At 70.3% G+C, this 26,798-nt stretch carries 18 protein-coding genes; 10 read left to right on the forward strand and 8 right to left on the reverse strand.

Going from position 1 to position 26,798, the window contains the following annotated elements; all coding sequences use genetic code 11:
* Nucleotides 1–63: 63 nt before the first annotated feature.
* From LHA26_RS17635 to glf, 3 genes are read right to left on the reverse strand one after another with little or no spacing between them, the layout of a single operon-like run.
* Entirely contained in the window at nt 64–2,472 is a 2,409-nt protein-coding gene (locus LHA26_RS17635; RefSeq protein ID WP_252168809.1) for a DUF3772 domain-containing protein, read from the reverse strand.
* A 52-nt stretch (nt 2,473–2,524) separates the two neighbouring features.
* Nucleotides 2,525–4,171, reverse strand: coding sequence for an MFS transporter (locus LHA26_RS17640; RefSeq protein ID WP_252168810.1), 1,647 nt, complete (start codon nt 4,169–4,171; stop codon nt 2,525–2,527).
* Between the two features lie 46 nt (nt 4,172–4,217).
* Nucleotides 4,218–6,650 carry a UDP-galactopyranose mutase gene (gene glf / locus LHA26_RS17645; RefSeq protein ID WP_252168811.1) on the reverse strand — a complete coding sequence of 811 codons (2,433 nt, stop codon included), beginning with the start codon at nt 6,648–6,650 and terminating at the stop codon, nt 4,218–4,220.
* Nucleotides 6,651–6,838: 188 nt separating this feature from the next.
* Here glf and LHA26_RS17650 point away from each other — a divergent pair, with 188 nt between their 5' ends.
* Nucleotides 6,839–8,986 (forward strand): sugar nucleotide-binding protein, encoded by a 2,148-nt coding sequence (locus tag LHA26_RS17650; protein ID WP_252168812.1) that lies wholly within the window; start codon nt 6,839–6,841, stop codon nt 8,984–8,986.
* A gap of 70 nt (nt 8,987–9,056) precedes the next feature.
* Nucleotides 9,057–10,409, forward strand: a complete 1,353-nt coding sequence (locus LHA26_RS17655; RefSeq protein WP_252168813.1) for a M28 family metallopeptidase — start codon at nt 9,057–9,059, stop codon at nt 10,407–10,409.
* Nucleotides 10,410–10,419: 10 nt separating this feature from the next.
* Here the strand turns inward: LHA26_RS17655 and LHA26_RS17660 are convergent, their stop codons facing one another.
* Both LHA26_RS17660 and LHA26_RS17665 read right to left on the reverse strand, forming a co-directional pair.
* A complete protein-coding gene (locus LHA26_RS17660; RefSeq protein ID WP_252168814.1) occupies nt 10,420–10,899 on the reverse strand; it encodes an OsmC family protein in 480 nt (159 codons plus the stop codon).
* Nucleotides 10,900–10,954: 55 nt separating this feature from the next.
* Nucleotides 10,955–12,376, reverse strand: a complete 1,422-nt coding sequence (locus tag LHA26_RS17665; RefSeq protein WP_437441271.1) for a M20/M25/M40 family metallo-hydrolase — start codon at nt 12,374–12,376, stop codon at nt 10,955–10,957.
* A gap of 148 nt (nt 12,377–12,524) precedes the next feature.
* Between LHA26_RS17665 and LHA26_RS17670 the strand changes: the two genes are divergently transcribed.
* Nucleotides 12,525–12,776 (forward strand): hypothetical protein, encoded by a 252-nt coding sequence (locus LHA26_RS17670; RefSeq protein WP_252168815.1) that lies wholly within the window; start codon nt 12,525–12,527, stop codon nt 12,774–12,776.
* 100 nt (nt 12,777–12,876) lie between these two features.
* Nucleotides 12,877–13,275, forward strand: a complete 399-nt coding sequence (locus LHA26_RS17675; RefSeq protein ID WP_252168816.1) for a hypothetical protein — start codon at nt 12,877–12,879, stop codon at nt 13,273–13,275.
* Nucleotides 13,276–13,297: 22 nt separating this feature from the next.
* On the opposite strand, the gene LHA26_RS17680 is transcribed toward LHA26_RS17675, so the two are convergent.
* On the reverse strand, nt 13,298–15,835 hold the full coding sequence (locus LHA26_RS17680; RefSeq protein WP_252168817.1) for a glycoside hydrolase family 31 protein: 2,538 nt from the start codon (nt 15,833–15,835) through the stop codon (nt 13,298–13,300).
* Between the two features lie 112 nt (nt 15,836–15,947).
* Nucleotides 15,948–16,952 (reverse strand): LacI family DNA-binding transcriptional regulator, encoded by a 1,005-nt coding sequence (locus tag LHA26_RS17685; RefSeq protein ID WP_252168818.1) that lies wholly within the window; start codon nt 16,950–16,952, stop codon nt 15,948–15,950.
* A 298-nt stretch (nt 16,953–17,250) separates the two neighbouring features.
* Here LHA26_RS17685 and LHA26_RS17690 point away from each other — a divergent pair, with 298 nt between their 5' ends.
* From LHA26_RS17690 to LHA26_RS17700, 3 genes are read left to right on the forward strand one after another with little or no spacing between them, the layout of a single operon-like run.
* Nucleotides 17,251–20,184 carry a TonB-dependent receptor gene (locus LHA26_RS17690; protein WP_252168819.1) on the forward strand — a complete coding sequence of 978 codons (2,934 nt, stop codon included), beginning with the start codon at nt 17,251–17,253 and terminating at the stop codon, nt 20,182–20,184.
* A 56-nt stretch (nt 20,185–20,240) separates the two neighbouring features.
* Nucleotides 20,241–22,085, forward strand: coding sequence for an alpha-amylase family glycosyl hydrolase (locus LHA26_RS17695; RefSeq protein WP_252168820.1), 1,845 nt, complete (start codon nt 20,241–20,243; stop codon nt 22,083–22,085).
* A 46-nt stretch (nt 22,086–22,131) separates the two neighbouring features.
* On the forward strand, nt 22,132–23,865 hold the full coding sequence (locus LHA26_RS17700) for a glycoside hydrolase family 13 protein (RefSeq protein WP_252168821.1): 1,734 nt from the start codon (nt 22,132–22,134) through the stop codon (nt 23,863–23,865).
* Between the two features lie 19 nt (nt 23,866–23,884).
* Here the strand turns inward: LHA26_RS17700 and LHA26_RS17705 are convergent, their stop codons facing one another.
* Entirely contained in the window at nt 23,885–24,292 is a 408-nt protein-coding gene (locus LHA26_RS17705) for a BLUF domain-containing protein (RefSeq protein ID WP_252168822.1), read from the reverse strand.
* Between the two features lie 336 nt (nt 24,293–24,628).
* Here LHA26_RS17705 and LHA26_RS17710 point away from each other — a divergent pair, with 336 nt between their 5' ends.
* The 3 genes from LHA26_RS17710 to LHA26_RS17720 all read left to right on the forward strand — a co-directional run bounded on the left by LHA26_RS17710 (nt 24,629) and on the right by LHA26_RS17720 (nt 26,796).
* Nucleotides 24,629–25,567 carry a GGDEF domain-containing protein gene (locus LHA26_RS17710; protein ID WP_252168823.1) on the forward strand — a complete coding sequence of 313 codons (939 nt, stop codon included), beginning with the start codon at nt 24,629–24,631 and terminating at the stop codon, nt 25,565–25,567.
* The gene (locus LHA26_RS17715) at nt 25,564–26,070 is read left to right on the forward strand and encodes a GAF domain-containing protein (RefSeq protein ID WP_252168824.1); all 507 of its coding nucleotides are present in this window, start codon (nt 25,564–25,566) and stop codon (nt 26,068–26,070) included. Before LHA26_RS17710 ends, LHA26_RS17715 begins: the two co-directional genes overlap by 4 nt.
* 63 nt (nt 26,071–26,133) lie before the next feature.
* Nucleotides 26,134–26,796, forward strand: coding sequence for an HAD-IA family hydrolase (locus LHA26_RS17720; RefSeq protein ID WP_252168825.1), 663 nt, complete (start codon nt 26,134–26,136; stop codon nt 26,794–26,796).
* The last annotated feature ends 2 nt before the right edge of the window (nt 26,797–26,798 follow it).

The raw sequence follows: 26,798 nt of genomic DNA on the forward strand, positions 1-26,798 counted from the left end.
CGGCGGTGCTGCGCGGCCGGCCCGGCCGCGTCAAGGCCGATCCCGCGCCGCCGCCGCGTCCGCTCAGCCCGCCGGTTGGGGCGCGGCCGGATCGGGCGCGGCGGCGGGCGCGGCGCGGGCATCGCTGATGATCTGCATCTGCTGCGGCGTGACGCCCAGCTCGATCCCGGCCGCCGGCAATTCGGTGAGCAGGCGGAAGAGGATCGCGCTGCGCGTGGAATAGACTTCGCGCGGGCTGCGGACATGGGCGAAGCTGTTGAGCAGCACGCGCCCATCGACGATGGAATCGATGAAGACGGCCGGCGCGGGCTCCTCCAGCACCGCCGGCGTCTCCGCATAGATGGCGAGCAGCCGGTCGCGCGCGGCGCCGACATCCGCGCCGAGCGGGATCGAGAATTGCAGCTGGATGCGGCCGAGCGGATCGCTCAGCGTCTTGTTGAGCACGGCCTTGGTGATGAGTTCGGAATTGGGAACGATCAGCGTCGAACGGTCGGCGATCTGGATCTCGGTGGCGCGCACGCTGATCCGCTTGATATCGCCCTCGTCGCTGCCGATCCGCACCCAATCGCCGATCTTCACCGGGCGTTCGGCGAGCAGGATCAGGCCCGACACGAAATTCTGCGTGATCGCCTGCAGGCCGAAGCCGATGCCCACCGACAGCGCCGAGAGCAGCAGGGCGATGCGCTCGATGCCGATGCCGAGCGAGGCGAGCGCCCAGAGGGTGGCGAGGATCAGCCCGCTATAGCGCGCGACCATGGCGATGGAGTTGCGCGCGCCGGCGTCCAGCTCGGTGGCGGGCAGATAGCGATCGGTCAGCCAGCGCTGCGCGGTGCGCACCACGAACAGCCCCGCCGCCAGCACCGCCAGCGCGCGCAGGATCGCGCCCGGCGCGATCGTCACCTGGCCGATGGTGAGGCCCTGCGACACCCGGTCGATAATGTCGAAGAGCGAGGTGATGTTGGAGCCGAACGGGCCCATCGCCAGGCTGAAGGCGAGCGCGACGAGGATCAGCCGGACCAGCGCCGACAGGAAGACGCCGGCCTGATCGACCAGGCTGCCGCGCACGCCGAAGCTCTGGTGCAGCGACAGGCCGAGCCGGCTGTCGCGCGCGATCAATCCCGTGCAGAGATCGTCCGCCGCGATCAGCAGCAGATAGAGCGCGGAGGCGACAACCGGCCACCAGAGCAGCATGCGCGCCACGGTGAGCGCGAGCGTGAAATAGCCCGCGAGCAGCGCGACGATGGTGAAGGCCACCGCCACCCAGGCGGCGAGCGCCACCGTGCCCCCGGCGATCACGCCGCCGCTCTCGCCCTCGGCCTCGCGCGCGGCCTCGGCGCGGCGGCGATAACCGGCGATGCTGCGCAGCACGCCGAACACCAGCGCCATGTCGAGCGCCACCGTCAGCCCGTCGGTGGCGATGGTGAGCGGGCTGCCGCTGCCCGCCTCGGCGGTGAAGCTGCCGAGCAGCGCGGTGGCGAGCACCACGCCCGCCGCCACCCGCGTCCAGCGGCGCAGCCCGGCGGCGGCGGCATCGCTGATGAGCGGCAGCCGCCAGGACGGCGCCTTGGGCTGGAGCAGGGCCGCGCCCAGCGCCACGATCGCCGCCGCGACGAAGCTGACCCGCACCAGAAAGCCGCCCAGCCGATCCCAGCTCGGCGCGATCATGCCCGCCGCGTCCAGCCCGTTGACCAGCGCGAGCGCGGCGAAGCCGGGCAGCAGCGTGCCGACCAGCGCCGTCCACAGCGCGAGGCCCGAGCGCCGCAGCCGGCTCGCCGGGGCCCGCTCGATCATCAGCCGCATGCCGGCGCGGGCCAGCATCCGGCGCGCCGGCCCCAGCAGCAGCAGCGCGGCGAGCAGGCCGAGCAGCGCCGGCCAGCGCGTCGGCCGCGCTAACCCCTGCGCGATCGCGTCGGTCTCCTCGCCGACAAAGCCGCGGATGCGACGCGCGTCGCGCGGCAGGCCCTCGGCGAACAGGCTCCAGAAGCGGCCGGTCAGCGGCGAGGGCGTGCGGGCGGTGATCCGCTCGTTAAAGGCGTTGACCGCGCTGTCGTCGATCTCGGCGGCGAGCTGCTGCGCTTCCACCGAGAGCAGCTTGCCGCGCTTGATCGCGGAATCGAGCGTCGAGCGGCTGATCGCCAGCTGGCGCCGCTGCGCGCGAATGTCGGGCGCCTCGCTGACCCCGGGCGTGACCGGGCCGAGCTGCGCGATCCGCGCGTCGACCAGCGCGATCTGCTGGCCGAGCAGCGCGACGGCATCATCCGCCGCCTGGCGCACGCCATTGGCGCGGTCTTCGAGCCCACGCCGCTCGGTCGCGTCGCTGCGCGCGGTGAAGGCGGTGTCGATCGCCTTATAGTCGCGGGCCGCCTGGGCGAGGCTCTCGATCGCGCCGTTGGCGGCGGCGACATCCTGGGCGCGCAGCGGCAAGGCGGGCAGCACGGACAGCAGCAGCAGGAGCGCGAGACGCAGGATCATGGCGGCCGGCTTATCGAAGCCGCCGCGGCGGTTCAACCAAGCCGCGCCGGCTTCAACCGTGGTCGCGGCCGGACGCGCGCGGCGCGGCGTCGAGCTGGTCGAGCAGGCGATCGAGATCGCGATCGGGCGGCGGCGGGGCGAAGGCGGCGCCGAGCAGCCCGCCCACCGCCTGCTCCGGCGCGGCGGCTTCGCCCCGGCCCATGCGCTCGAACAGGGTTTCGAGGAAGAAGCGCTTGCGCTCGCGCGCCTTGATCAGCTCGGCGCCGGGAAAGGTGACCGCCAGACGCAGCCCCGCCACCGACGAGGCGTTGCGCAGCGTGCGCCGCGCGGAGCCGAGAATATAGCCCATCACCGCGCGCCCCTCGACCGAGCCGGGCTCGTCGACCAGCGACAGGCGGTGGAGCGCGTACAGGCCGAGCAGGGCCGAGAGCAGGAAGAAGAATTCCCAATGGCTGAAGGCGACGCCTAACAGCTGATTGGGGCCATGCGGGCCGAACCAGGTGAGGTGTAGCTCCAGCCGACGGCGGCTGAAGAAATCCGCCGCCCAGCCGCCGACGATCGGCGCCAGCCCCGCCGCCAGCGCCCCGGCCAGCGCGTTGGTCGCCATGAAATTGGTGGCGCTGCCCGCCGGGCTGAGCTTCATCACGATATTGCCCGAGGCGAGGCTCACTCCGGCGCCCGCCGCGCCCATCACGACATGGAGCAGCACCAGCCACGCGCCCCGCGCCGCCAGCCCCTCGAAATTGGAGGCGAAGGCGATCGCGGCGATCGAGAGCAGGAAGACGGGCGCCGCCGCCGCCAGCACCGATTTGTTGGTGAAGCGGTCGCTCAGCCGGCCCCAGGCCCGCACCACCGCGATATTGGCCACCTGGCTGATGACGTTGAGCAGCAGCACAAAGCCCATCGAGAAGCCGAGCTCGCGCACGAAATAGACGGTGAAGAAGGGCGTCGCCAGGTTCACCGCGAATTGCCAGCTCGCTAGGAAGCGGATCATATTGCGGAAATTGCCATGGCGCAGCGGCTGCCAGAGCAGCCGGTGGAGCGGCACGCGCGGGCCGGGATCGGCCATCAGCGGTTCGGGCACGCGCGCGAGCGCGGCCGTGCTGACGAGCCCGAGGACAAAGCCCGTGAGATAGAGCGCGCTGAAGATGCGGTCGCCAAGCGCGTGCGAACGGCCCGCCGCATCCAGCGCATAGGCGCCGATCAGCGTCGCGCCGATGCTGACGCTGGTGCCGTAGAGCCCCCGGCGCGAGAAGAATTGCCCGAGCCGCGCCTCGGGGATGAGATCGCGGATCCAGCTGTTCCAGCTGCACGCGCCGACGGCGTTGAGCCCGTAATGCAGCAGGGCCGCGAGGATCAGCACCATGGCCGCGAGCCGCGCGTCCGGGATGAAGGGCACGCTGGCATAGATGGGCAGCGCGATCCGCGCGAGGAACACGCAGCTCACCGAGATCAGCCGCCGCCGCCGCACCCGCTCCACCAGCGTCACCGCCGGCGCCTGCAGCATCTGGGTGAGCAGCGGGATGGCGGCGAGCAGGCCGATCTGGATGTTGCTGGCGCCGATGTGCAGCGCCAGGGTGAGCAGCACCACGCCGCTGTTGATCGCGCCGATCGCGGTGGCGGCGGCAGCATCCACCATCAGATAGCGCATGCCCCGGGCGCGTTCGCCCTCGCTGAGTTCGGCCTGGGGGGCTAGCATCGCCTGTCCCGCTATCGGGCGCCGCGCCGGCCGGCGCGGCGCGCGCTCAGGCCGCCGAGGCGCGGAGCGGGCCGTCCGCCTCGATCTTGCCCGCGGGGCCCGCGGCGGCCGCAGGCGCGGTGACCGCCGCCGGCCGCACCCGCGCCTCTCCCGCCGCCGCCCAGCGCGCCGCCAGCCGCCGATGCGCGGCGAGCGCCTGGCCCACCACCTGATCCATATTGTAATAGCGATAGGTGGCCAGCCGCCCGACGAAGGTGACATCCGCCTGCGCCAGCGCGAGCGCCTCGTAGCGCTTGAACAGCGCCTGGTTCTCGGCGCGCGGAATGGGATAATAGGGATCGCCCTCGGCGCTCGGATATTCGTAGGTGATGCTGGATCGCGGCGCGCTCTGGCCGGTGAGATGCTTATATTCGGTCACGCGGGTATAGGGCGTGTCGGGCGCGGGGTGGTTGATGACCGCCACCTCCTGCACCCATTCGCGGTCCACCGTCTCGTGCTGGAAGCGCAGCGACCGGTAGGGCAGCTTGCCGAAGCGATAGCCGAAATATTCGTCGATCGGCCCGGTGAAGACCAGGTGATCGTGCGGATAGGCCTCGCGCGCCTCGGCATAGTCGACGCCGAGCAGCAGATCGATATTGGGATGATCGAGCATGCGCGCGAACATGTGGGTGAAGCCCTTGGCCGGCATCGCCTGATACTGATCGGTGAAATAGCGATCGTCGCAATTGGTGCGGGTCGGCACCCGCGCCGTCACCGATTTGTCGAGCTCGGACGGGTCCATGCCCCATTGCTTGCGGGTATAGCCCTGGAAGAAGGTTTCATAAAGTTCGCGGCCGACCGCCGAGATCACGACATCGGCCGAGCTGCGCACCACCTCCACCGGCTCGGCACGGCTGGCGAGAAAGGCGGCGGCGGCCTCGTCGCTGTCCAGGTCCAGGCCATAGAGGCGATTGAGCGTGGTGCGGTTGATCGGCATCGGCACCAGCAGGCCGTTCACATCGGCGAGCACGCGGTGCGCATAGGGGCGCCACTCCGTGAAGCGCGAGAGATAGTCGAAGATCTCGGCCGAATTGGTGTGAAAGATGTGCGGCCCATATTGATGGATGAGGATGCCGGCTTCGTCCTCATGGTCGAAGGCGTTGCCCGCGATGTGCGGGCGGCGGTCCACCACCAGCACGCGCTTGCCGCTTTCGCGCGCCAGCCGCTCGGCCATCACCGCGCCGGCGAAGCCCGCGCCCACCACCATCACGTCATAATGGCGCGGCGCCGGCGCGCCTCCGGCGGTGGGGGAGACGATCGGCTGGACATGCGCGCCGCGCGCCGTCGCTTCGGCGATCAGCGCCTCCATCGCCGCGAAGCTCCGGTCCCAGGAGAGGGTGGCGAGGCTGTCCGCCACCGCCGCGCGCCACGCGCCGCCGGGATCGGCCGCGCGCGCGAGCGACGCCGCGCAGGCGGCGACGAAGGCATCGGCCGTGTCGGCGATCTCCACCGCCTCGAGCGCGCCGTAATGGCGCACCACGTCGGTGATCGGCGTGGAGACGACGGGCCGGCCGGCGGCGAGATATTCGGGCGTCTTGGTGGGGCTGATGAAGCGGGTCGCGGCGTTGATCGCGAAGGGCATCAGCGCCACGTCCCAGCCGCGCAGATAGTCGGGCAGGGCGGCGTAGCTCTTGCCGCCCAGATAATGGATGTTGGGCCGGCGCGGCAGATCGGCCTCGCTGATCTTCACCACCGGGCCGATGATGACCAGCGACCAGTCCGGCCGCGCGGCGGCGACCGCATCGAGCAGCGCCAGATCCATGCGCTCGTCGATCACCCCGTAGAAGCCGAGGCGCGGCCCCGGAATGGCCGCCTGGTCGGCGGGCTCGGCGCCGGGCGCGCGCGCCTTGGCGAAATGCGCGGCGTCGACGCTCGACGGAAAGGGATGGACGGCAGGATGGCGATCGCGCTTGGCTTCGTACAGGCTGTAGCCGCCGGTGAAGACGAGATCCGCCTGCGCGATCAGCCGCTCCTCGAGCGGCAGCAGCTCGGGCGGCGCGTGATCGAAATTGGCGAGCTCGTCCATGCAATCATAGACGACGCAGTCCGCCGCGACATGGGCCGAGAAGGGCAGCATCATCGGCGTGTAATACCAGCGGATCAGCGGGCCGGAGGCGGTGGCGACGAGCGCGTCGAGCAGCGCCTTGAGCATGTCCGTCTCGCGTGTCGGATCGGCCTCGGCGGGGAGTTCGGGGGTGAGGATGGTGACGCCGGTCTCGGCGCAGGTCTGGCGATCGAGCCGGGCCTCGGCCAATCCCTCGATGCGGCGCGGCTCTTCCCAGAACCAGGTGCGGCGCGTCCGCGCGAAACGCATTATCAGATGCTGCGGCCGCTGGAACACAAAGGCCCAGCGCAGATGGCTGAAGCAGAGCAGCGTCGGCGCGGCGGCGTCCGCCTCCCCGCTCGGCGTGGCGGAGGGGGCGTGCGGCGGCTGGACCATGGGCGCTGACCTTGCTGGTAGATGAATGTCTCAATAACCCGAAACGACCCTGCTGGTTTCGCGGCTAACATAGGGTAAGTAGTTGTCTAACAAGGGTTTATGCCTGATCGGCAGGGGCTCGAAATGCAACCGCCGGCGGGCCGGGCCGTTGGCCGCCACGCGATCGGATCAGCCCGGCGGAGGTGAGCGTGCACGAGGCGGTGGAGCTTTGGGGCGGCCCGGAATGCACCATCAACCGGGTGGGCGACGGCTTTTCGGATCAGTTCGCGCGCAGCGGCCATGATCGCCGGCTGGACGATATCGACCGCTTCGCCGATTTGGGCCTGCGCACGCTGCGCTACCCCTTGCTCTGGGAACGCATCGCCCCCGCGCGCCCCGATGCCTGCGACTGGCGCTGGGCGGATGCGGCGATGGCGGCGCTGGCGCGACGGGGCGTCCGCGTCATTGCCGGGCTGGTCCATCATGGCAGCGGGCCGCGCTACACCAGCCTGCTCGACGATGCCGGCTTCGCCGCCGGGCTGGCGCGCCATGCCCGCGCGGTCGCCGAACGCTATCCCGAGATCGGCGACTGGACGCCGGTCAACGAGCCGCTCACCACCGCGCGCTTCTCCGCGCTCTACGGCCATTGGTATCCGCACGCGCGCGCCGAGCCGGAGTTCTGGCGCGCGCTGCTCAACCAGATCGACGGCGTGCGGCTGGCGATGCGCGCCGTGCGCGCCATCAACCCGCGCGCGCGGCTGATCCAGACCGACGATCTCGGCCGGACCTACGCCACCGCCGCGCTGCGCGACCAGGCCGCGTTCGACAATCTGCGCCGCTGGGCGAGCTGGGATCTGCTGACCGGCCGGGTGACGAAGGATCATCCGCTCTGGGCGCGGCTGGCGCGCTACGGCCTGGCCTCGCGGCTCGCGGCCATCGCCGACGATCCCTGCCCGCCCGATCTGATCGGCATCAACCATTATCTCACCAGCGACCGCTTCCTCGATCACCGGCTGCATCGCTATCCGGCGCGCAGCCATGGCGGCAGCGACACGCATCGCTATGCCGATGTCGAGGCCATCCGCGTGCTGGAACCGGCGCCGCCGGGGCTTGCGGGCGCGCTCGGCGAGGCCTGGGCGCGCTACGGCATTCCGCTCGCCATCACCGAGGCGCATAATGGCTGCACCCGCGAGGAGCAGCTGCGCTGGCTGGTGGAGGCGTGGGACAGCGCCGTCCGGCTGCGCGGCGCCGGGGTGGATGTGCGGGCCGTCACCGTCTGGTCGCTGCTCGGCAGCCATGGCTGGAACACGCTGCTCACCAGCCCCGGCCTCTACGAGCCGGGCGTGTTCGACCTGAGCGGCGGCACGCCCCGGCCGACCGCGCTGGCGGGGCTGGTGCGCGCCCTGGCGGAGGGCGCGGCGCCGCCGCCGCTGGCGGGCGGCGCCGGCTGGTGGCGCCGCCCGCTGCGGCTGGAACATCCGCCCGTGCCGCGCCCGGCGCCGCTCGCCGAGCATCGGCCGCCTGCACCGCGTCCGGCGCCCCCGCCGATGCTGCTGCTGGGCGGCGACAGCGCGATCGGACGCGCGATCCGCACCGCCTGCGCGGTGCGCGGTCTTGCCGTCACCGCCATCGCGACGGCGGATCTCGATGCCGCGCTCGCCGCCTCGCCATCGCCGCTGGCGCTGATCGACGCGAGCCCGGCGGCGGCGGGGGTCGGCGCGGCCGAAGGGCTCGCACCCGCCGCCCTGGTGGCGTGCGCCGCCGCCGCCGCCGATCGGCTGGCGCGGGCCGCCGCGCGCGGCGTGCCGAGCCTGAGCTTCACCACCGATCTCGTCTTCGCCCCCGTCGCCGACGCGGCCGAGGCGTGCGACGAGCAGGCCCGGCCCCGGCCCGCCACCCGCTATGGCGCGCTCCACGCCGAGATCGACCGCCGCGTCGCCCGTCTGGCCGGCCAGCATCTGCGCATCCGCCACGGCCCGCTGCTCGATCCCGCCGCGCCGCCCGCCTGGCTGGGCGCGCTGCGCGACGGCGCCGCCGTGGCGCTCAGCGACAGCGGTCTGGTGAGCCCCGCGCACCTTCCCGATCTGGTGCGCACCGCGCTCGACCTGCTGGAGGACGACGCCGGCGGCAGCTGGCATCTGTGCCATGCGCCGGCGCTGAGCTGGGCCGGGCTGGGGCGCCGGCTGGCGCGGGCGACGGGCGCCGATCCGGCGCTGGTGCGCGCCACCGCCGCGCCCGCGCCGGCGGGCGCGCCGCTCGCCAGCCGGCGGGGCGCACCGCTGCCGCCGCTGGACGACGCGCTCGCCGCCTTCGCCGCCGCGCTGGCCCCGGCCCCGGCCGCACGCCGGGCGGCCTGACCGGCTTTCTCCGCTTGTGTCCGCGCCCCGGCTTGGGCAGCTAGGGCGCCGGTATCAAGGAGAGCGCGCGATGCGGAAGACGGGGATCGGCCTGGCGTTGCTGGCGGGCGCGGCCATGGCGAGCGCCGCGCCCAAGCCGGGCTGGATTGTCAATCCCGCCTGGGTGCATGCCGAGGAGAGTTTCCTCGCCAGCGATGCGCTGCGCGGGCGCGGCAGCTTCACCCGCGACGAGGCGATCGCCGCCGCCTATGTGGGCAGCCAGTTCGAGGCGTTCGGCCTCAAGCCCGCGCCCGGCCTGACGGGCTATGTCCAGACCGCGCCGCTGATCCATACGCGCGTCGAAGGGGCGCCGCGGCTCAGCCTGGCCGGCCGCGCGCTGCCCGCGCCGACGCTGGTGGTGGGGCCGCTCGGCCCGATCGAGGGCAAGGTCGCGCTGGTCGCCTCGGGCGATCCCGCCGATCTGCCCGAGGACGCGCCGATCGTCGCCGTCGCGGCGCCGCGCGTGGAGCCGGCCGCCCTGTTCCGCGCCGCCCGGGCCAAACATATCGGGCTGGTGGTGATTGAGGCGAGCGCGGCCAGCGCGGCGTGGCGCGCCAGCCTGGATCCGGCGCCGGCCATGCCGAGCTATGTCGCGGGCGATCCGCCGGCGCGGCGCACCGCCTTCGCCACGCTCGACGCGGCGGGCTTCGCGGCGCTGCGCGCCGGCGCGGGCGCGATCGCCCGGCTGGACGTGACGGTGGCGCGCGATCCGGGCAGCACCAGCAACGCGATCGGCTATCTGCCGGGCACCGATCCGCAGGCCGGCGTAATCCTGCTCAGCGCGCATCTCGATCATCTCGGCCAGCGCGCGGACGGCACCATCTTCCACGGCGCCAATGACGATGCATCGGGCACCACCGCCGTGATGGAGCTGGCGCGCGCGCTCGCCGCCACCGGGCCGCACCGGCGCGGCCTGTTGTTCGTCGCCTATGGCAGCGAGGAGGCGGGCACCTATGGCTCGCGCTATTTCGGCGCGCATCCCCCGGTGCCGCTGACCAGCCTCGTCGCCAATATCGAGTTCGAGATGATCGGCGCGCAGGATCCGCGCCTGCCGGCTGGCGCGCTGATGATGACGGGCTTTCCCCGCTCCGATCTGGGCGCGGCGCTCAAGGCGGGCGGCGCGCTGATTGCGCCCGATCCCTATCCGGAGGAGCATTTCTTCGAGCGCTCCGACAATTACGCGCTCGCGCTCAAGGGGGTGGTGGCGCACACTCTGTCGGGCTGGGCGGTGGTGCCGACCTACCACCAGCCGACCGACGATCTCGCCCATATCGACTTTCCGTTCATGACCCGCGCCATCCAGTCGCTGGTCGGGCCGGTGCAGACGCTCGCCAATGGGCGCTTCACCCCGCATTGGCAGGGCGAGGGCCAGCCCAAGGAATAGCGCCGGCCGGTCAGGCCGTGGCGAGGCGGATCTCGGGCTCCACGGTGACGGGGAAGGCCAGCGAGCGGGCGATGAAGCAGAGCCGGTGCGCCTCCGCGTGCAGCGCGGCGGCGTGCGACAGATCGCTGCCCGGCGCCAGCGTGATGGCGGGGCGCAGCACCGCGCCGACGAACTGGCCGCCGCCATCGGCCTCCTCGATCATGCGCGCCTCGGCCGTGTCGCGATAGTCGAGCACGATCACGCCCTGGCCGGCGCACAGGCCGAGATACCAGAGCTTGTGACAGGCCGCCACGGCGGCGAGCAGCAGCTCCTCGGGGTTCCAGCGCGTCGGATCGCCCGCAAAGGCCGGATCGGACGAGCCCGGGATGGCGGGCTTGCCCGGCGCGGTGATGCTGTGCGCGCGCGCATAGGCGCGCGGGCCCGACGTGCCCGTGCCCTGATTGCCCGTCCAGCTGATCGTGACCGCATAATCGTGCGTGCGTTCGGCCATCCGCGCCTGCCCTCCCGCCGCCGCTCCTGCCGCGGCGACGGGACGGGGGCAAGCCTCAGTGGGTGCCGCCGGCGGGGGCGAGCGGCTCGGGCGCGTCGGCCACCACCGCCAGCATCGTCGTCCAGGCGGCGACATTCTGGCGCAGCTGCTCGGGATCGATCCGGTCGAGCGTGTCCTCGGGCGTGTGGTGCCAGTCGAAATAGCGCAGGCCCGACTGGTTGAGATCGACCCCGGTGGCGCCGGCCGCGATCGTCGGCTCGACATCGGTGCCGCCATGCACCGCGCCCGCGCCCGGCACGACGCCGAGCGGCGCCAGCGCGGCGGCGAGGCGATCGCCCACGGGCGCCGCCGCGCCGGTGAAGCCCGTCTGCACGCGCCAGACCCGATCCGCGCCGAAATCGCTTTCCGCGGCGACGACATGCAGCTCGCCGCGATGCGCGCGGGCATAGGCTTCGCCGCCATAGCCGCCAGTCTCCTCGTCGCCGAACCAGACGAGCCGGACGGTGCGGCGATGCGCGCCGCTGTCGAGCAGGCGCTTGGCGGCGGCGGCGGTGATGGCGACGCCGGCGCCATCGTCGATCGCGCCGGTGCCGAGATCCCAGCTGTCGAGATGGCCGCCGATCAGCACGATGCCGGCGGCGGGATCGGTGCCGGGCACGTCCGCCACGACATTGCCCGAGCGGCGCTGGCCGATCTGATGATCGTCGAGCAGCAGATGCACGCGCACCTCGCCGCCGCGCTTGACCATCCGCTCGAGATTCTCGGCATCCGCCACCGAGAGCGCCGCCGCCGGGATCGGCGTCACGCCCTGGGGGAAATTGGTGACGCCGGCATGCGGGCCGCGGCCATGATCGGTGCCGATCGAGCGGATCAGGATCGCCGCCGCGCCCTTGGCCGCCGCCATCGCCGGCCCGACGAAGCGCGCAGCCCCCGCGCTGCCATAGCTCGAGCCATCCTGCGTCGGCTGCATGGCATTGGAGACGAAGGCGATCTTGCCCTTGAGGCTGGCCTGTGGCGCCTCTGCCAGATCGGCATAGCTGGCGAAGAAGACGATCGGCGCGGTCAGCCCCTGCGGCGGCGTCGCGCCCGAATTGCCGAGGCCGACGATGCGCAGCGGCTGCGGATAGGGGCTGATCACCGCCGCGCTTTCGGCGCCGCGCGTCCAGACCGGCAGATCATAGGCTTCGACATGGACGTTGCGGAAGCCGAGCGCGGTGAGCCGCGCCACCGCCCAATCGCGCGCGCGCGCCTCGGCCGCGCTGCCGTCCATGCGCGGCCCGATCTCGGTGGTGAGACCTTCCACCAGATCCCAGGCGAGCGTGTCGTTCAGCGCCGCATCGCGCAAGGCCGCCACGCGCGGATCCACCGCCACCACCGCGGGCGCGGCGCGCATATGCGGCGCCGGCGCGGGCGGCTGGGCGCCGGCCATGCTCCCGATCAGAAAAGCCGCAGAAACCAGAAGCTTATTGCGCGTCATCGCCCATCCCTTGTTGCGTGCCCGCGCGCATCCTGGCGGCAAGCGCGGCGAATGTCACGGTGCTGCGCCCGCGTCGGCGCCCTCGTCCGGCCGTGGATTGCCAGCGCTGGTGCGCCTAGTAGGGGGTAGGCGAGACGGAGAGGTGCGGATGCGATGGGCGATCTCGGCCGTGGTCGGCCTCATCATCGTGCTGGGGCTCCCGCTCGTCATCGCGAGAACACAGGCGTTCGCGCGTCGCAAAAGACGCGCGCGCGGGATCGTCACCGGCATTGAGGCCGGCTTCGGCATGTGCGATCCTGCCCGGGCACGGGCTCGGCACAGCATCGAGATACGACAGGAGATCGGCCACGGCGACGAGGGCGATCAAGGCGATCTGCGCGATCGCCCTTCACGGCGCTGAAGGCCCCCCGAACGCGGCCGCATCCGCATTGCATCCGCTCAAAGCTGCGATAGGCTCAGGCCGGGTCCTGGTCCGCGCGATGGACAAGGAGCGACGCGCCATGATGCCAAAAACGACTCTTCTGGTTCCGCTGGTCGTCGCCCAATTTGCCGCGATGGCGCCCCTGGCGGCACAGCCGATCCTGGAGGATTGCCATGGCACGGAAACCGTGAAGATCGGGAATGGCGCCCCCCGAACCATTCCCTACGCTCTTAGCTTTAAAGCCGATTTGGCGGCCGGGACCTATTGTTACGGATCCTGCACCAAGGCGCAGACCTATCCGATTGCCGATGCCGCATCATCGCCGCTGAAGCTGTCCGACATGGCGAGCGGCGGCCAGGCGCGGCATCTCCTTTTCGATCGGGTGACGGGGAGGCTTACGGATGATCAGCAGTTCGACGCCGGGCTCGGCACCGTAACCCGCCGGGCCGTCGCGATCTGCAAGCCACCGGCCCGATGATCGCGACGGCAGCGTTTACGGCCTAGTTCCGCGCCAGCGTCAGCGTCGCCGCGCCGCGCGGGGCGGGGAGGGTGAAGGTGAGCGTGCCGGCGCCGGCATCGCCCTGCGTCGCGATACGCCGACCCTCCAGCCGGGCCTCGCCGCCGCCTTGCCAGCCATGGACGGTGATCGCGATATCGCGCCACCAGGGCGTGAACCGGCCTTCGCGCGCGGCGAAGCGGATGCTGAGCCCGGTCGGCGTCACGGTGCAGCGGACCGTCTGGCGAAGAAAGGCGCCGCGCCGATAGCCGAGGCTGTGGCCGTCATCGGCGTACAGCACGCCCGCGCAGTCGTCGCCCGGATAGACATCGAGCGCCAGCGGCCCCTGCGGGGTTTCGGACAGGCTCTGCACCAGCGGCTGGCGCGGGAGAATGGTGCCGGCGCGCACGAAGACGGGAAGACGATCCAGCCGGGGCTGCTCGGTAAGCCGCAGGCTGGCGGTGCGCGGCCCGGCCGCCGCCTGGGTGGCGGACTGGATCGGCTGGTCGGCGCCATCGGTGGTGCGTCCCGCGACGGGCTGGCCCGTCCAGAAATCATACCAGCCGCCCGCCGGCAGGCAGACATCGTAGCTTTGCGGCGACTCCATCTTGGGCGGCGCCGCCACCAGCAGCGCCTTGCCGAGCGTAAAGCTCATCGACTGATCGCAGCTGGCGTTGAGCGCTTCGGGATAATCGTAGAAGACCGGCCGCATGATCGGGTCGCCGGTGCGCGCGGTCTGGTCGGCCAGCGCGTAGAGATAGGGCATCAGCCGGTAGCGCGTCTCGACGAAGCGGCGGCGGATGGCGAGGTGCGCGGGGCCATCCACCCAGGGTTCGGCGCGCGGCGTGCCCTTGGCGCTGTGATCGCGGAACACGGGGGTGAAGGCGCCGATCTCGAACCAGCGCGTGAGCAGGTCCGCGCTCGGGCCGCCCGCGAAGCCGCCGACATCGGCCGCGCCATAGGCGAAGCCCGACAGGCCGAGATTGACGAGCTGGTGCACCGAGAGCCGAAGATGATCCCAGGTGGAGAGATTATCGCCCGTCCACGTCACCGCGTAGCGCTGGCCGCCGGCATAGCTGGCGCGCGTCATCACGAAGGGCCGTTCGTCGGGGCGCAGCGCGAGCAGCCCCTCATAGGTGGCGCGGCTATTCTCCATGCCGAAGACATTGTGGATCTCGGCATGGCTGGCGTCGCGCGGGGCGAAATCGTCGCTGGCGACGCGGTGCACCGTGTCGAGCGGCATCGTCTTGGTCGGCGTCTCGAAGATCGCCGGCTCGTTCATGTCGTTCCAGAAGCCCGCCACGCCATCGGCGACGAAGGGCTTGAACAGCGTGCCCCACCAGCGCCGCGCGCTGGTTTCGGTGAAATCGGGAAAGACCGAGGGGCCTGGCCAGACCGGCGCGACATAGAGCGAGCCATCAGGCTTGCGGACGAAATGATGCCCGGCCAGCCCGCTCTCATAGGGCGCATAGCCGGCGCCCGGCAGGGCCGGGATGTGGAGATCGGTGATCGCCACGATCTTGAGCCCTTCCGCGCCCATATCGTGGATGAGGCCGGCGAAATCCGGAAAGGCCTGGCTGTTGACGGTGAAGGGGCGGTTGCGGTCCTGGAAATCGATGTCGAGCCAAATCACGTCCGTGGGCACGCGCTCGGCGCGCAGCCGCGCCGCCAGCGTGCGCACTTCCGCCGCGCTCATGTAGGAATAGCGGGATTGCTGATAGCCGAGCGCCCAGAGCGGCGGCATCGGCGACGGGCCGGTCAGCGCCGCATAGCCGCGCACCACATCGGCGGTGCTCGGGCCGGCGATGAGATAATAGTCGATCGGCCCATCGGGCGCGCCGAGCGCGATGGTGTCCGCGTCGCGATGACCGAAATCGAAAAAGGCGCGCCAGCTATTGTCGAGCAGCAGGCCGTAGCTGCCGCCCGCGCCGCCGACGCCGATGAAGAAGGGGATCGACTTGTAGATCGGATCCTGGCTGCTGGTGAAGCCGAAGGCGTCGGTGTTCCAATCGACATAGCTGTTGCCGCGCCGATCGAAATCGCTGCCGGTCTTGTCGCCCAGGCCGAAGATATGCTCGCCCTGCGGCAGCGCCTTGCGGAGCGTGAAGCCGCGCCCGTCCCGCGTCAGCGGCTGGTCCGCATCGGCCGAGATGACATGGCCGTCGCGATCCTCCACCACCAGCCGCGCCGGGCTGCCGACCAGCCGCACGCGCAGCGCGGCGGTGGCGAAGCCATCGGGCGCGGCGGTGACGGCGGCGCCCTGCGCGCGCACCGCGGCGGGCACCGCCCAGCTCGCATCCTCGGGATAGCGCCCGTCGCGCGCCACCCGCACGCGCAGTATGCGATCGGTGAGCGCGTCGACGCGCATCCTCCGATCGCCTTCGCGCAGCTCGACGCCATGGGGCAGGGGGGTGAGGGTGGCGGCGGAGGGCCGTTCCACGGCGGCCGGCGCCGCCGGTTGCGACCAGGCCAGGCCCGGCGTGGCGACGCCCGCGAGCAGCGCCGCCATCCCGGCCGAAGCGCGCAGTCCGATCATCTCCATCTCTCCCCTTTGGTTCGTCGCGCCTTGCAATGCTGCGCGCCGGCGTTTGATTGTTTCAGCAATTACGGTAAACGTTTACGCAGTGATGCGGCGCTTGGGCCGGCCGGTCAAGTCACCCCGATTGGCGCCGCACCAGCTCCAGCGGGATCACCACCGAGCCGGGCGTCTCGCCCTGGATGCGGCGGAACAGCAGATCGAGCATCGTCTCCGCCGCCACCCGCAGATCCTGGCGGATGGTGGTGAGCGCCGGCATCATGTGCGAGGCGAGGCTGACATCGTCATAGCCGACGACCGAGACCTGATCGGGCACGCGGCGCCCGCAATGGTGCAGCGCCTTGATCACCGCCACCGCGATCATGTCCGAGGCGGCGAACACGGCATCGACATCGTCATAGCTCGCCATCGTCTCGTGGAGCAGCATTTCCGATGGTTCGAAGGCGAGCGGCACCGCGATGCGCGGGCCGGGCTGGACACCGGCGGTGAGATGCGCCTCCAGATAGCCCTGGTAGCGCGCCGCCAGCTCGGGAATGTCGGTCATGCCGGCAAAGGCGATCTTGCGGCGGCCCTGCGCGAGCAGATGCTCGGTGGCGATCCGGCCGCCCGCACGATTATCCGTGCCGACGCAGCAATAGCCGTCCAGATCATGCTGATTCTCGCCCCATACGACGAGCGGGCGATAGGCGCGGCCGGCGGCGCGCAGCACCGCATCCTGATCCGACTGGCAGAGCACGATCACGCCATCCACCCGGCCGCTGCGCGCGATGTTGGACAGCCAGCTGCTGCTGTGCGGCGTGACGGCGGACAGCAGCATGGCGTGGTCGCGCCGCGCCAGGCCTTCCATCAGGTTGCCGATCAGCGCGGTGTAGAAGGGATCGGAGACACGCTGCGCGCTCTGGTGGCCGAGCGGGATGACGACGCTGATCGCCTGGGTGCGCCCCAGCCGCAGGTTGCGCGCGGTCTGGTTGAGTTGGAAGCCGTGGCGCTCGGCGAGATCGATCACCCGCTGCCGCGTCTCGGCGCTGATCCGGACATTGCCGGCAAGCGCGCGCGAAACGGTCGCCGGCGTGACGCCGGCCAGCGCCGCCAGATCGGCGAGGGTCTTGGCTCGATCGGTCATATCCTCCCCTGGCTTCCGGACGATCGGCAGGCGGTCCGCCGCTGCTCTATAGGGTGTTTCCGTCCGGAAGTACCGCAGGCACACGGAGTGCAGGCGATGCGCAATCGATAACCGCGCAGAATGCACTCTGCAACCCCGGGTGTTGCAGAAAAGATACGGACCTAAGTCCGTCTTCTCCGGAGATTTTGAAGGTCAGCAACCCGCTTGACAGCGAAATGCAGTGAAACATAGATGCGCAATCGCTTGCACAAAGCGGACCGGGAGTTCCGAGTCCGCTAATTCAGGAGAGGGGTTTCCGATGCGGTTTCCGTCCATGTCGGCGCGCGTGCGCCTGGCCGTTCGCGTAAGTAGCGTGGCGCTGTGTGGTGCGGGCAGCCTGTTCGCCGCCGCCGCTTCCGCCCAGACGACGCCAGACGCTGCGCCGCAGCCCGGCGCCAGCGCCGCCGGTGTCACCGCCGATCCCACTGCCGAGGCCGCCGCGCGCGCCAACCAGGTCAGCACCGAGCCGGTGCCGAGCCCCGACGGCCAGACGCCGGTCCAGCCGGCGGGCGCGCAGGCCAATGGCGGCGGCGACATCGTGGTGACGGGCATCCGCGCCTCGCTGGCCTCGGCGGCGCGGATCAAGCGCAACTCGACGCTGATCGTCGATTCCATCTCGGCCGAGGATATCGGCAAGCTGCCCGACGTCTCGATCGCGGACTCGCTCGCCCGGCTGCCCGGCGTGGCGGCGCAGCGCGTCGAGGGACGCGACCAGAATCTCTCGATCCGCGGCCTCGGCCCCGATTTCTCGACGACCTTGCTCAACGGCCGCGAACAGGTGACGGTGGGCGATAATCGCGGCGTCGAATTCGATCAGTATCCGTCCGAATTCTTCCAGAACGTCAACGTCTACAAGACGGCCGACGCCTCGCTGATCGCGCCCGGTATCGCCGGCACCGTCGATCTGCGGATGCTGCGCCCGCTCGCCCAGTCCAAGCGCGTGCTGGTCGTCTCCGCGCGCGGCGAGATGAACCAGCTCAAGGCGCTCAATCCCGACAGCTCGCGCTACGGCTATCGCGCATCGGCCACCTATGTGGACAAGTTCGCGGGCGATACGCTGGGCGTCGCGCTGGGCGCCTCGCTCACCCGCACGCCGACGCAGAATGAGCGCTATAATAGCTGGGGCTATCCCACCGACGCGGCCGGCGATCTCATCCTCGGCGGCGCCAAGCCCTATGTCGAATCGGCGACGCTGAACCGCTATGGCGTGGTCGGCACGCTGGAATGGCAGCCGAGCGACCGCTTCCACTCCACCTTCGACGCGCTGTATTCGCACTTCACCGATACGCGCCGGCTGCGCGGCATCGAGTTTCCGCTCGCCTATTCGAACCCGACCCTGGTGAGCGCGACGGCGAGCAACGGCATTGTCGATCAGGCGACCTTCACCAACGTCTATGGCGTGCAGCGCAACGATTATCAGAAGCGCCGGGCGAACAGCTTCTCGCTTGGCTGGAACAACCAGTTCAGCTTCACCGATACGCTGCATCTCAATGTCGATGCCAGCTGGTCGCACGCCAAGCGCACCGATTACCTGCTCGAAAGCTACACCGGCACCGGCTTCGCCAAGTCTGGCATCCCGGACACGCTGACGATCACGCGCCAGAACAACGGCATCTACAATATCGCCACGACGCTCAACTATGCCGATCCCACGCTCTTCCGCAGCACCGATCCGCAGGGCTGGGGCTTTGCGGCGGATCAGGGCGCGATCGTCCAGGCCGGCTATTACAACCGTCCGAGCTTCAAGGACGATCTCAAGGCGCTGCGCGGCACGCTGACCGGCGATATCCAGGGCTCGGTGCTGAAGAGCTGGGAGATCGGCGGCAATTACAGCCGGCGCGAAAAGACCAACGACTTCACTTCCTATTTCCTCTGCCCGCAGGGCGGCGGCGCCACCTGCGCGGTGCGGGACCAGACCCCCACCTCGGCCGCCATCCCCGCGAGCGCGCTGCTCAAGAATACGGTGTCGCTCGGCTATCTCGGCATCCCGCAGATGCTGACCTATGATCCCACCGATCTGGTCGGCAGCTTCTACAAGCAGGCGCGCAACCTCAATCCGGGCGAGTTCGGCCGCCGCTTCACCATCACCGAGAATGTCTGGACGGGCTATGCCAAGCTGAACATCGATGGCGAGGTCGGCGGCAAGGCGGTGAAGGGCTCGCTCGGCGTGCAGGCGGTCCATACCCAGCAAAGCTCGACGGGCGTGCAGGCCGGGCTGGACCCCGTCACCGCGGGGCTCACGCTCGCCACCATCCAGGGCAAGCACAGCTATTGGAACGTGATGCCGAGCGCCTCCTTCTCGGTGGAGCTGCTGGAGGCGACCTATGTGAAGCTGGGCGCGTCGCAGACCATGGTGCGCCCGCGCATGGACCAGGAGAAGATCACCCAGACCTTCTCGATCAACACCAGCAATGTCGGGCGTGGCAATCCGGCGCTCTTCCCGGTCTTCTCGGCGACGGGTGGCAATCTCAACCTCGAGCCCTATCAGTCGACCAATATCGACGTTTCGCTTGAAAAATACTTCCCCGGTGGCGGCTATGTCGCGCTCTCGGGTTATTTCAAGAAGCTGTCCGATTACGTCGATCCGAACAACAGCCTCGCCTTCGACTATTCGCGATTCGTCTCGCTGCTGCCCGCCGCCCAGCAGGCGCTGCTCGCCCCGGGCGAGGAGATCGGCTTCGCCACCGCGCCGGCCAACACCGGCAAGGGCTATCTCCAGGGCCTGGAGGGCACGGTGTCGCTGCCCTTCAAGATGCTCAGCCATTATCTGGATGGCTTCGGCGTCTTCGCCACCGGCACGATCACGGACAGCGCGATCCGCTACAGCAGCAATCCGACGGTGAACCTCACCGTTCCGGGCCTGTCCAAATATGTCTACAGCCTCACCGCCTTCTACGAGAAGAACGGCTTCCAGGCGCGGCTGAACTATCGCTACCGCTCCAAGTTCCTGGCGGAGATCCAGGGGCTCTCGGCCGATCCGACCCAGGTTCAGGCCAAGGCCGAGGCGATCCTCGACGCGCAGATCGGCTATGATTTCCGCGAAGGGCCGCTCAAGGGCCTGTCGGTGCTGCTGCAGGGCAAGAACCTCACCGATCGCCCCTTCGTCACCTACTACAATAATGATCCGCGCCAGATCCGCGACTATCAGCGCTATGGCCGCGATTTCTTCGTGGGCGTCACCTACAAATTCTGATCCGCGACGGGGCGTCGCGCGTGCGGCGCCCCGATCGTGCCTGACCGGGAGAGACGATGAAAGCCGCCTCGCTCCTGCTCGCGCTGCTGGCGCTGGCGACCCCCGGCCTCGCGCCCGCCGCCGCGCCGGCCGCCCCCGCGTCCGAAGCCGCGCCCGATTATCGCGCGCGCCTGCCCCAGGACGAGATCATCTATTTCCTGCTGCCGGACCGGTTCGCCAATGGCGATCCCGCCAATGACCGGGGCGGGCGCACGGGCGATCGCCTCGCCACCGGTTTCGATCCCGCCGCACCCAATTTCTACCATGGCGGCGATCTTCAGGGCGTGATCGACCGGCTCGACTATATCCAGGGTCTGGGCGCCACCGCGCTCTGGGTCGCGCCCATCTTCCGCAACAAGACGGTGCAGGGCGCGGGCGATCACGCATCGGCGGGCTATCACGGCTATTGGATCACCGATTTCGAGCATGTCGATCCGCATTTCGGCACGGATGCGGATTTCGCGCGGCTGGTCGCGGCCGCGCACGCGCGCGGCATGAAACTGTATATGGACATCGTCGTCAACCACACGGCCGACATCATCCAATATCGCGAATGCGTGGCGACGCCCGATTGCCCCTATCGATCGCGCGCCGATTATCCCTATCTCCGCGAGGGCGGCGTGCAGGGCCGGCCGATCAATGCCGGCTTCGCGGGCGATGCGATCGCCACCACGGCCAATTTCGCGCGGCTCACCAACCCCGATTATGCCTATCATCCCTTCGTGCCGCCGGCCGAGGCGCGGGCCAAGAACCCCGCCTGGCTCAACGATCCGCGTTTCTACCACAATCGCGGCAACTCGACCTTCAAGGGCGAAAGCTCGACCATGGGCGATTTCGGCGGCCTCGATGACGTGATGACCGAGGATCCGCGCGTGATCGCGGGCATGATCGCCATCTATGGCGGCTGGATCGATCGCTTCCATGTCGATGGCTTCCGCATCGATACCGCGCAGCATGTCGATCCCGCCTTCTGGCGCGCCTTTGTGCCGGCGATGGAGGCGCGCGCCCGCGCCGCCGGCATTCCGCACTTCCATATTTTCGGCGAGGTCGCGACCGAAGGCGATCCCGCCGCCGATGCCGCCAAGCTCGCGCAGCATACGCGCGTCGATGGCCTGCCGGCGGTGCTGGATTTCGGCTTTCGCGACGCGGTGCTGGCGAGCGTGGCGGGCGAGGGCGGCACCGATGCGCTGGCCCGGCTCTTCTTTCTCGATCCCCTCTATGCGGGCGGCGAGGCCGGCGCGGCGATCCAGCCCACCTTTGTCAGCAACCATGATGCCGGCCGCTTCGCCATGGTGGTGCGGCGCGCCTTTCCGCTCGCCCCGGATGCCGAGATCCTCGAGCGTGTCCTGCTCGGCCATGCGCTGATGCTGACACTGCGCGGCGTGCCCACCGTCTATGCGGGCGACGAGCAGGGCTTTGTCGGTCACGGCGGGGACCAGTTCGCGCGCGAGGACCAGTTCGCCAGCCTCACGCCCGCCTATCTCGATCAGGCCCTGATCGGCACGCGCGCGGGCCATGAGGTGGCGCATTATGATCCCGCCCATCCGCTCTACCGCGCGATCGGCGCGCTGGCGCGGCTGCGCACCGCCACGCCGGCGCTGCGGCGCGGCCGCCAAGTGGTGCGCGCGGCGGGCGAGACGCCCGGTCTGTTCGCCGCCTCGCGCTTCGATCCCGAAAACGGGCGCGAGGTGCTGCTGCTGTTCAACACCGCCTCCCATCCGATCCGCGGGCAGGTGGCGGTGGAGACCGGTTCGGTGCGCTGGCGCGCGCTGGCCGGGGCCTGTGCGCCGCAGGCGAGCGCGCCCGGCAGCGTCGCGGTGGCGCTCGCGCCGTTCGGCTATGCGGTGTGCGCGGCGGAGTGAGCGGGCGGCGGCTTTTCAGCGCCGCCGCTTTCTGGGAGAAGACGGCATGACCATGTCACGACGATCGCTGCTGGTGGGGCTGGCCATGGCAGGCGCGCTGGAGCAAACGGGGGCCGCCCGTGCGGCCGGACAGGCGGCGGCGGACGAGCCCTGGTGGCAGCGCGCCACCGGCTACCAAGTCTATCCCGCGAGCTTCGCGGACAGCAACGGCGATGGCGTGGGCGATCTCGCCGGCATCGTCTCCAAGCTGGATTATCTGCGCGATCTCGGCATCGGCTTCATCTGGCTCTCGCCCGTCTATGCCTCGCCGATGGTCGACAATGGCTATGACATTTCCGACTATGAGGCGATCAACCCGCGTTTCGGCACGCTCGCCGATATGGACCGGCTGATCGCCGAGGCGCGCCGCCGCGACATCGGCATCGTCATGGATCTGGTGGTGAACCACACCTCGGACCAGCATCCCTGGTTCCAGCAGGCGCGCGCCGACCCGCATTCGCCCTATCGCGATTACTATATCTGGCGCGAAACGCCGCCGGCCAAGGGCGCGCCCGACGATCTCGGCTCGAATTTCGGCGGCTCGGCCTGGACGCGCGATCCGGTGGCGGGGCTCTATTATCTGCACCTGTTCGCGGCGCAGCAGCCCGATCTCAACTGGGCCAATCCGGCGCTGCGCCAGCAGGTCTATGCGATGATGCGCTGGTGGCTGGCGCGCGGCGTCGCCGGCTTCCGCATGGATGTGATCGATCTGATCGGCAAGGACATCCCCCGCGGCATCACCGCCAACGGCCCGCAACTCCATCCCTATCTGCAGGAGATGAACGCCGCCGCGCTGCGCGGGCATGATTGCGTGACGGTGGGCGAGGTGTGGAGCGCCACGCCCGAGAACGCGCCGCTCTACAGCGATCCGGCGCGCCACGAACTGTCGATGGTGTTCCAATTCGAGCATGTCACCCGTTTCCAGGACGAGAAGCTGGGCAAGTGGAAGCCCAAGCCGATCGATCTTCCCGTGCTCAAGGCCAGCTTCGCCAAATGGCAGGCCGCGCTCGAGGACAAGGGCTGGAACTCGCTGTTCTGGAGCAACCACGATCTGCCGCGCGCGGTATCGCGCTATGGCAGCGACGGCGTCCACCGCGTCGCCTCGGCCAAGATGTTGGCGACGGTGCTGCACCTGATGAAGGGCACGCCCTATGTATATCAGGGCGAGGAGATCGGCATGACCAATGCCGGCTTCACCAGCATCGATGCCTATCGCGACGTGGAGACGCTCAACTTCCACCAGATCCAGCGCGCCGCCGGGATGAGCGAGGCGGATTTCCTCGCCGGCGCGCGCGCCAGCAGCCGCGACAATGCGCGCACCCCGATGCAGTGGAGCGCGGGGCCGGGGGCGGGCTTTACCACGGGCACGCCATGGCTCGCGATCAACCCCAATCATGACCGCGTCAATGTCGCGGCGGACCGCGCCGATCCCGAAGGCGTGTACCAGCGCTATCGCCGGCTGATCGCGCTGCGCAAGGCGATGCCGCTGATCCGCCACGGCCGCTTCCGCCTGATCGCGCCCGATCATCGCCAGATCTTCGCCTATGAGCGCACGCTGCAAGGCGCGCGTCTGCTGGTGGTGGCGAATTTCACCGACAGCCCGGCCAGCCTCACCCTGGCGCCCGACGACGCCATCATCGGCACCGATCCGCTGACGCGCCGGCCGGCGCGGCTGGCGGGCGCGGTCGCGCTCGCGCCGTTCGAGACGCGCGTCGTCCATTCGGGGCCGGGCGCCGGCTGAGCCGGGCCGTCCGGCGCGGCTAGCGGCGGGAGCCCAGCACGGCGAAGCCGATAAAGGCCGCCTGGAGGTGGCTGTCGCTCACCCGCGCGACATCCGCCTTGACCGTGGCCACCAGCCGGCCGGCGTCCGCGCTGTTGCAGGCGTGGCGGAAATTCATCGACCAGTCGCCGAATTCGGCGCGCGCGATGGCGCGATTGACCCGAATCTCGACGGCCTCGTGCCGCGCATCGTGCAGGATCGCCGTCATCAGCGTCGCCAGCGCCTCGGCTTCGCCCTCCAGCGCCTGGATGAAGCGCTGCCCATCATAGACGAGCAGGCCGGTGACGCCGAGCCGCGCGTTGCGGCGCTCGGCGAGCCGGCGCAGCGCGATCAGCGCGGCATCGTCAAGGAGTGTCCGGCGGACGCTCGTATAGACAATCTGACGCATCGCCCCCTCCTCGCCCCATCTCGACAATAGCGCCATTTTGCCCGTGGCTTAGGAAAAGATGTCCAAAATGGATACAATCCGGCCCGGCCAGTGCCCGGCGAGCGTCAGCGCGGCGCTGGTGACTTTGCCGCCCAGCGCTAAGCCTTTGTAGCACCACGCACTTTAGCCGCTCGACCGCAGGCGTGCGCTTCATCGCAGGATGGCGGTGCGGCCTTGGTCGGTTTACAAGTCGCTAACCATCTCTGTCCTAGCAGCGTCGCGGGGAGACGGATTATGGGCGAAGCGCCGAAAGTATCTGGGGCGGCACGATTTCTTATCGCGGCGGTGCGCCACAGCATGACCTTGCGGCCGCGCCGCGCGCGCGCCGCCGCCGCCGCGCTGCTGCTCGCCGCGGCCGTGTTCGATTTCGTGTCCGGCCCGGTGGTGAGCCCGCTTCTTCTTTACATGCTCGCCACTTGCGGCGCTGCCTGGCTGCTGGGCGAGCGCGCCGGCTATGCCGTGGCGCTGCTGGCCGAGACGCTGATGATCCTCATCGGGCTGTGGCATCCGCTGCCGGCGGCGATGATCGGGCTGGGGCCGATCATCTGGAACATGAGCGGCCGCCTCATCCTGCTGCTGCTGCTGGCGCTGGTGGCGCACGCGCTGCGCACGGCGCTGGCGCTTGAGCGCTGGTCCGCCGAGACCGACAGCCTGACGGGCGTGCTCAACAAGGCCGCCTTCTTCACCCGGCTGGCGCCTAAGCTCGCCATGGCGCGGCGGCGCGGGCGGGCGGTGCTGCTCGCCTATATCGATCTCGATGGCTTCAAGCAGATCAACGACAAGCACGGCCATGCGGCGGGCGATCGCGTGTTGCAGAGCTTCGCCGGCGTGGCCGCCGCCGCGCTGCGGGGCGACGATCTGTTCGCGCGGATCGGCGGCGACGAGTTCGTCGCCCTGCTCACCGTGCGCCACTGCGACGAGGGCGAGCAGGTCGCCGAATCGCTGCACGACCGGCTATCGCGCGCGCTGGCCGCGACGGGGTTCCAGGTGACGTGCAGCATGGGCGTGCTGCTGCTCCCGAACGAGCGCATCGATCCCGCCGACAGCTTCCTCGATTGGGCCGACAAGCTGATGTACGAGGCCAAGCATGGCGGCAAGAACTGCCTGCGCATCGCGCGCGCCGATCTCACCGGCCGCCTGCTGCGCGACGCCTTCCCGCTGCCCGTGGATGCCGCCTTCGACGCGCTGATCGACGCGCTGGATGACGCGCCGCCGGCGGTGGAGCGCGCGGCATGACCGTGCCCTTCTTCTCGGCCGCGCCGCGCCCGGCCAACGAGGCCGAGCGCCAGCGGATGGTGGAGCGATCGGGCGTGCTCGGCCTGGTGGCCACGCCGGCGTTGGACGAGATCGTGGCGGCGGCGGCGGCCCTGTGCGCGACCCCCGCCGCCGCGCTCTCGATCATCGACCGGGATCGCCAGTGGTTCGTCGCCTCGCACGGCATCATGGCGCGGCAGACGAGCCGCGCCTGCGCCTTCTGCGCCCATGCCATCCTCACGCCCGAGCAGCTATTCTGCGTGCCCGACGCGCGCGAGGATGCGCGCTTCGCCGGCAATCCGCTGGTGCTGGACGGGGTGCGCATCCGTTTCTACGCGGCGGCGCCGCTCGCGGTGGCGCCCGGCCTCGCGCTGGGCGCGCTGTGCGTGTTCGATGCCGCGCCGCGCGCCTGCGTGCCCGACACGCTGGCGACGCTGGGAACGCTCGCCGCGCGCGCCACCCGGCTGATCCTTCCGCGCGCGTGAGGGCGGCGGCGCTCGACACGCCGCAGCCCAGCCGCCATAGGGGCGCCAGGAGGAATTGCGCCCATGTCGTCACCCTGGTCCGGCCGTGTCTTCGAGGCCCTGTTGTTCGACATGGACGGCACGCTGTTGACGTCGATCAAGGCCGCCAACCGCGTCTGGGGTGCCTGGGCACGCGCCAAGGGCCTCGATGTCGAGCCCTTCCTCGCCACCATCCATGGCGCCCGCGCGGTCGACACGGTGCGGAGCCTGGGGCTGCCCGGCGTCGATGCCGAGGCCGAGGCGGCGCGCATCACCGAGGCCGAGCTTGACGAGCTGGACGGGATCGAGGCGATCGGCGGAGCGGTCGCGCTGCTCGCCAGCCTGCCGGCCGAGCGCTGGGCGATCGTCACCTCGGCGCCGCGCGCGCTGGCGCTGCGCCGGCTCGCGGCGGCGGGCCTGCCGCTGCCCGAGGTGATCGTGACCGCCGACGATGTCGCGCGCGGCAAGCCCGCGCCCGATGGCTTTCTGCTCGCCGCCGAGCGGCTCGGCCATGCCCCGGCGGAATGTCTCGTCTTCGAGGATACGCGGGTGGGGCTCGCCGCCGCCGAGGCTGCCGGCATGGCGACCTTGCTCATCACCGCCACCCACAGCCATGCGGTGGAGAGCGCCTCGCCGCGCATCGCCGATTATGCGGCGCTGCGCGTGGAGGCGCTGGCGGACGGGCGGCTGCGGCTCGTGGACGGCTAAGC

The sequence above is a fragment of the Sphingomonas morindae genome, from assembly GCF_023822065.1.
Classification (GTDB): Bacteria; Pseudomonadota; Alphaproteobacteria; order Sphingomonadales; family Sphingomonadaceae; genus Solisphingomonas; species Solisphingomonas morindae.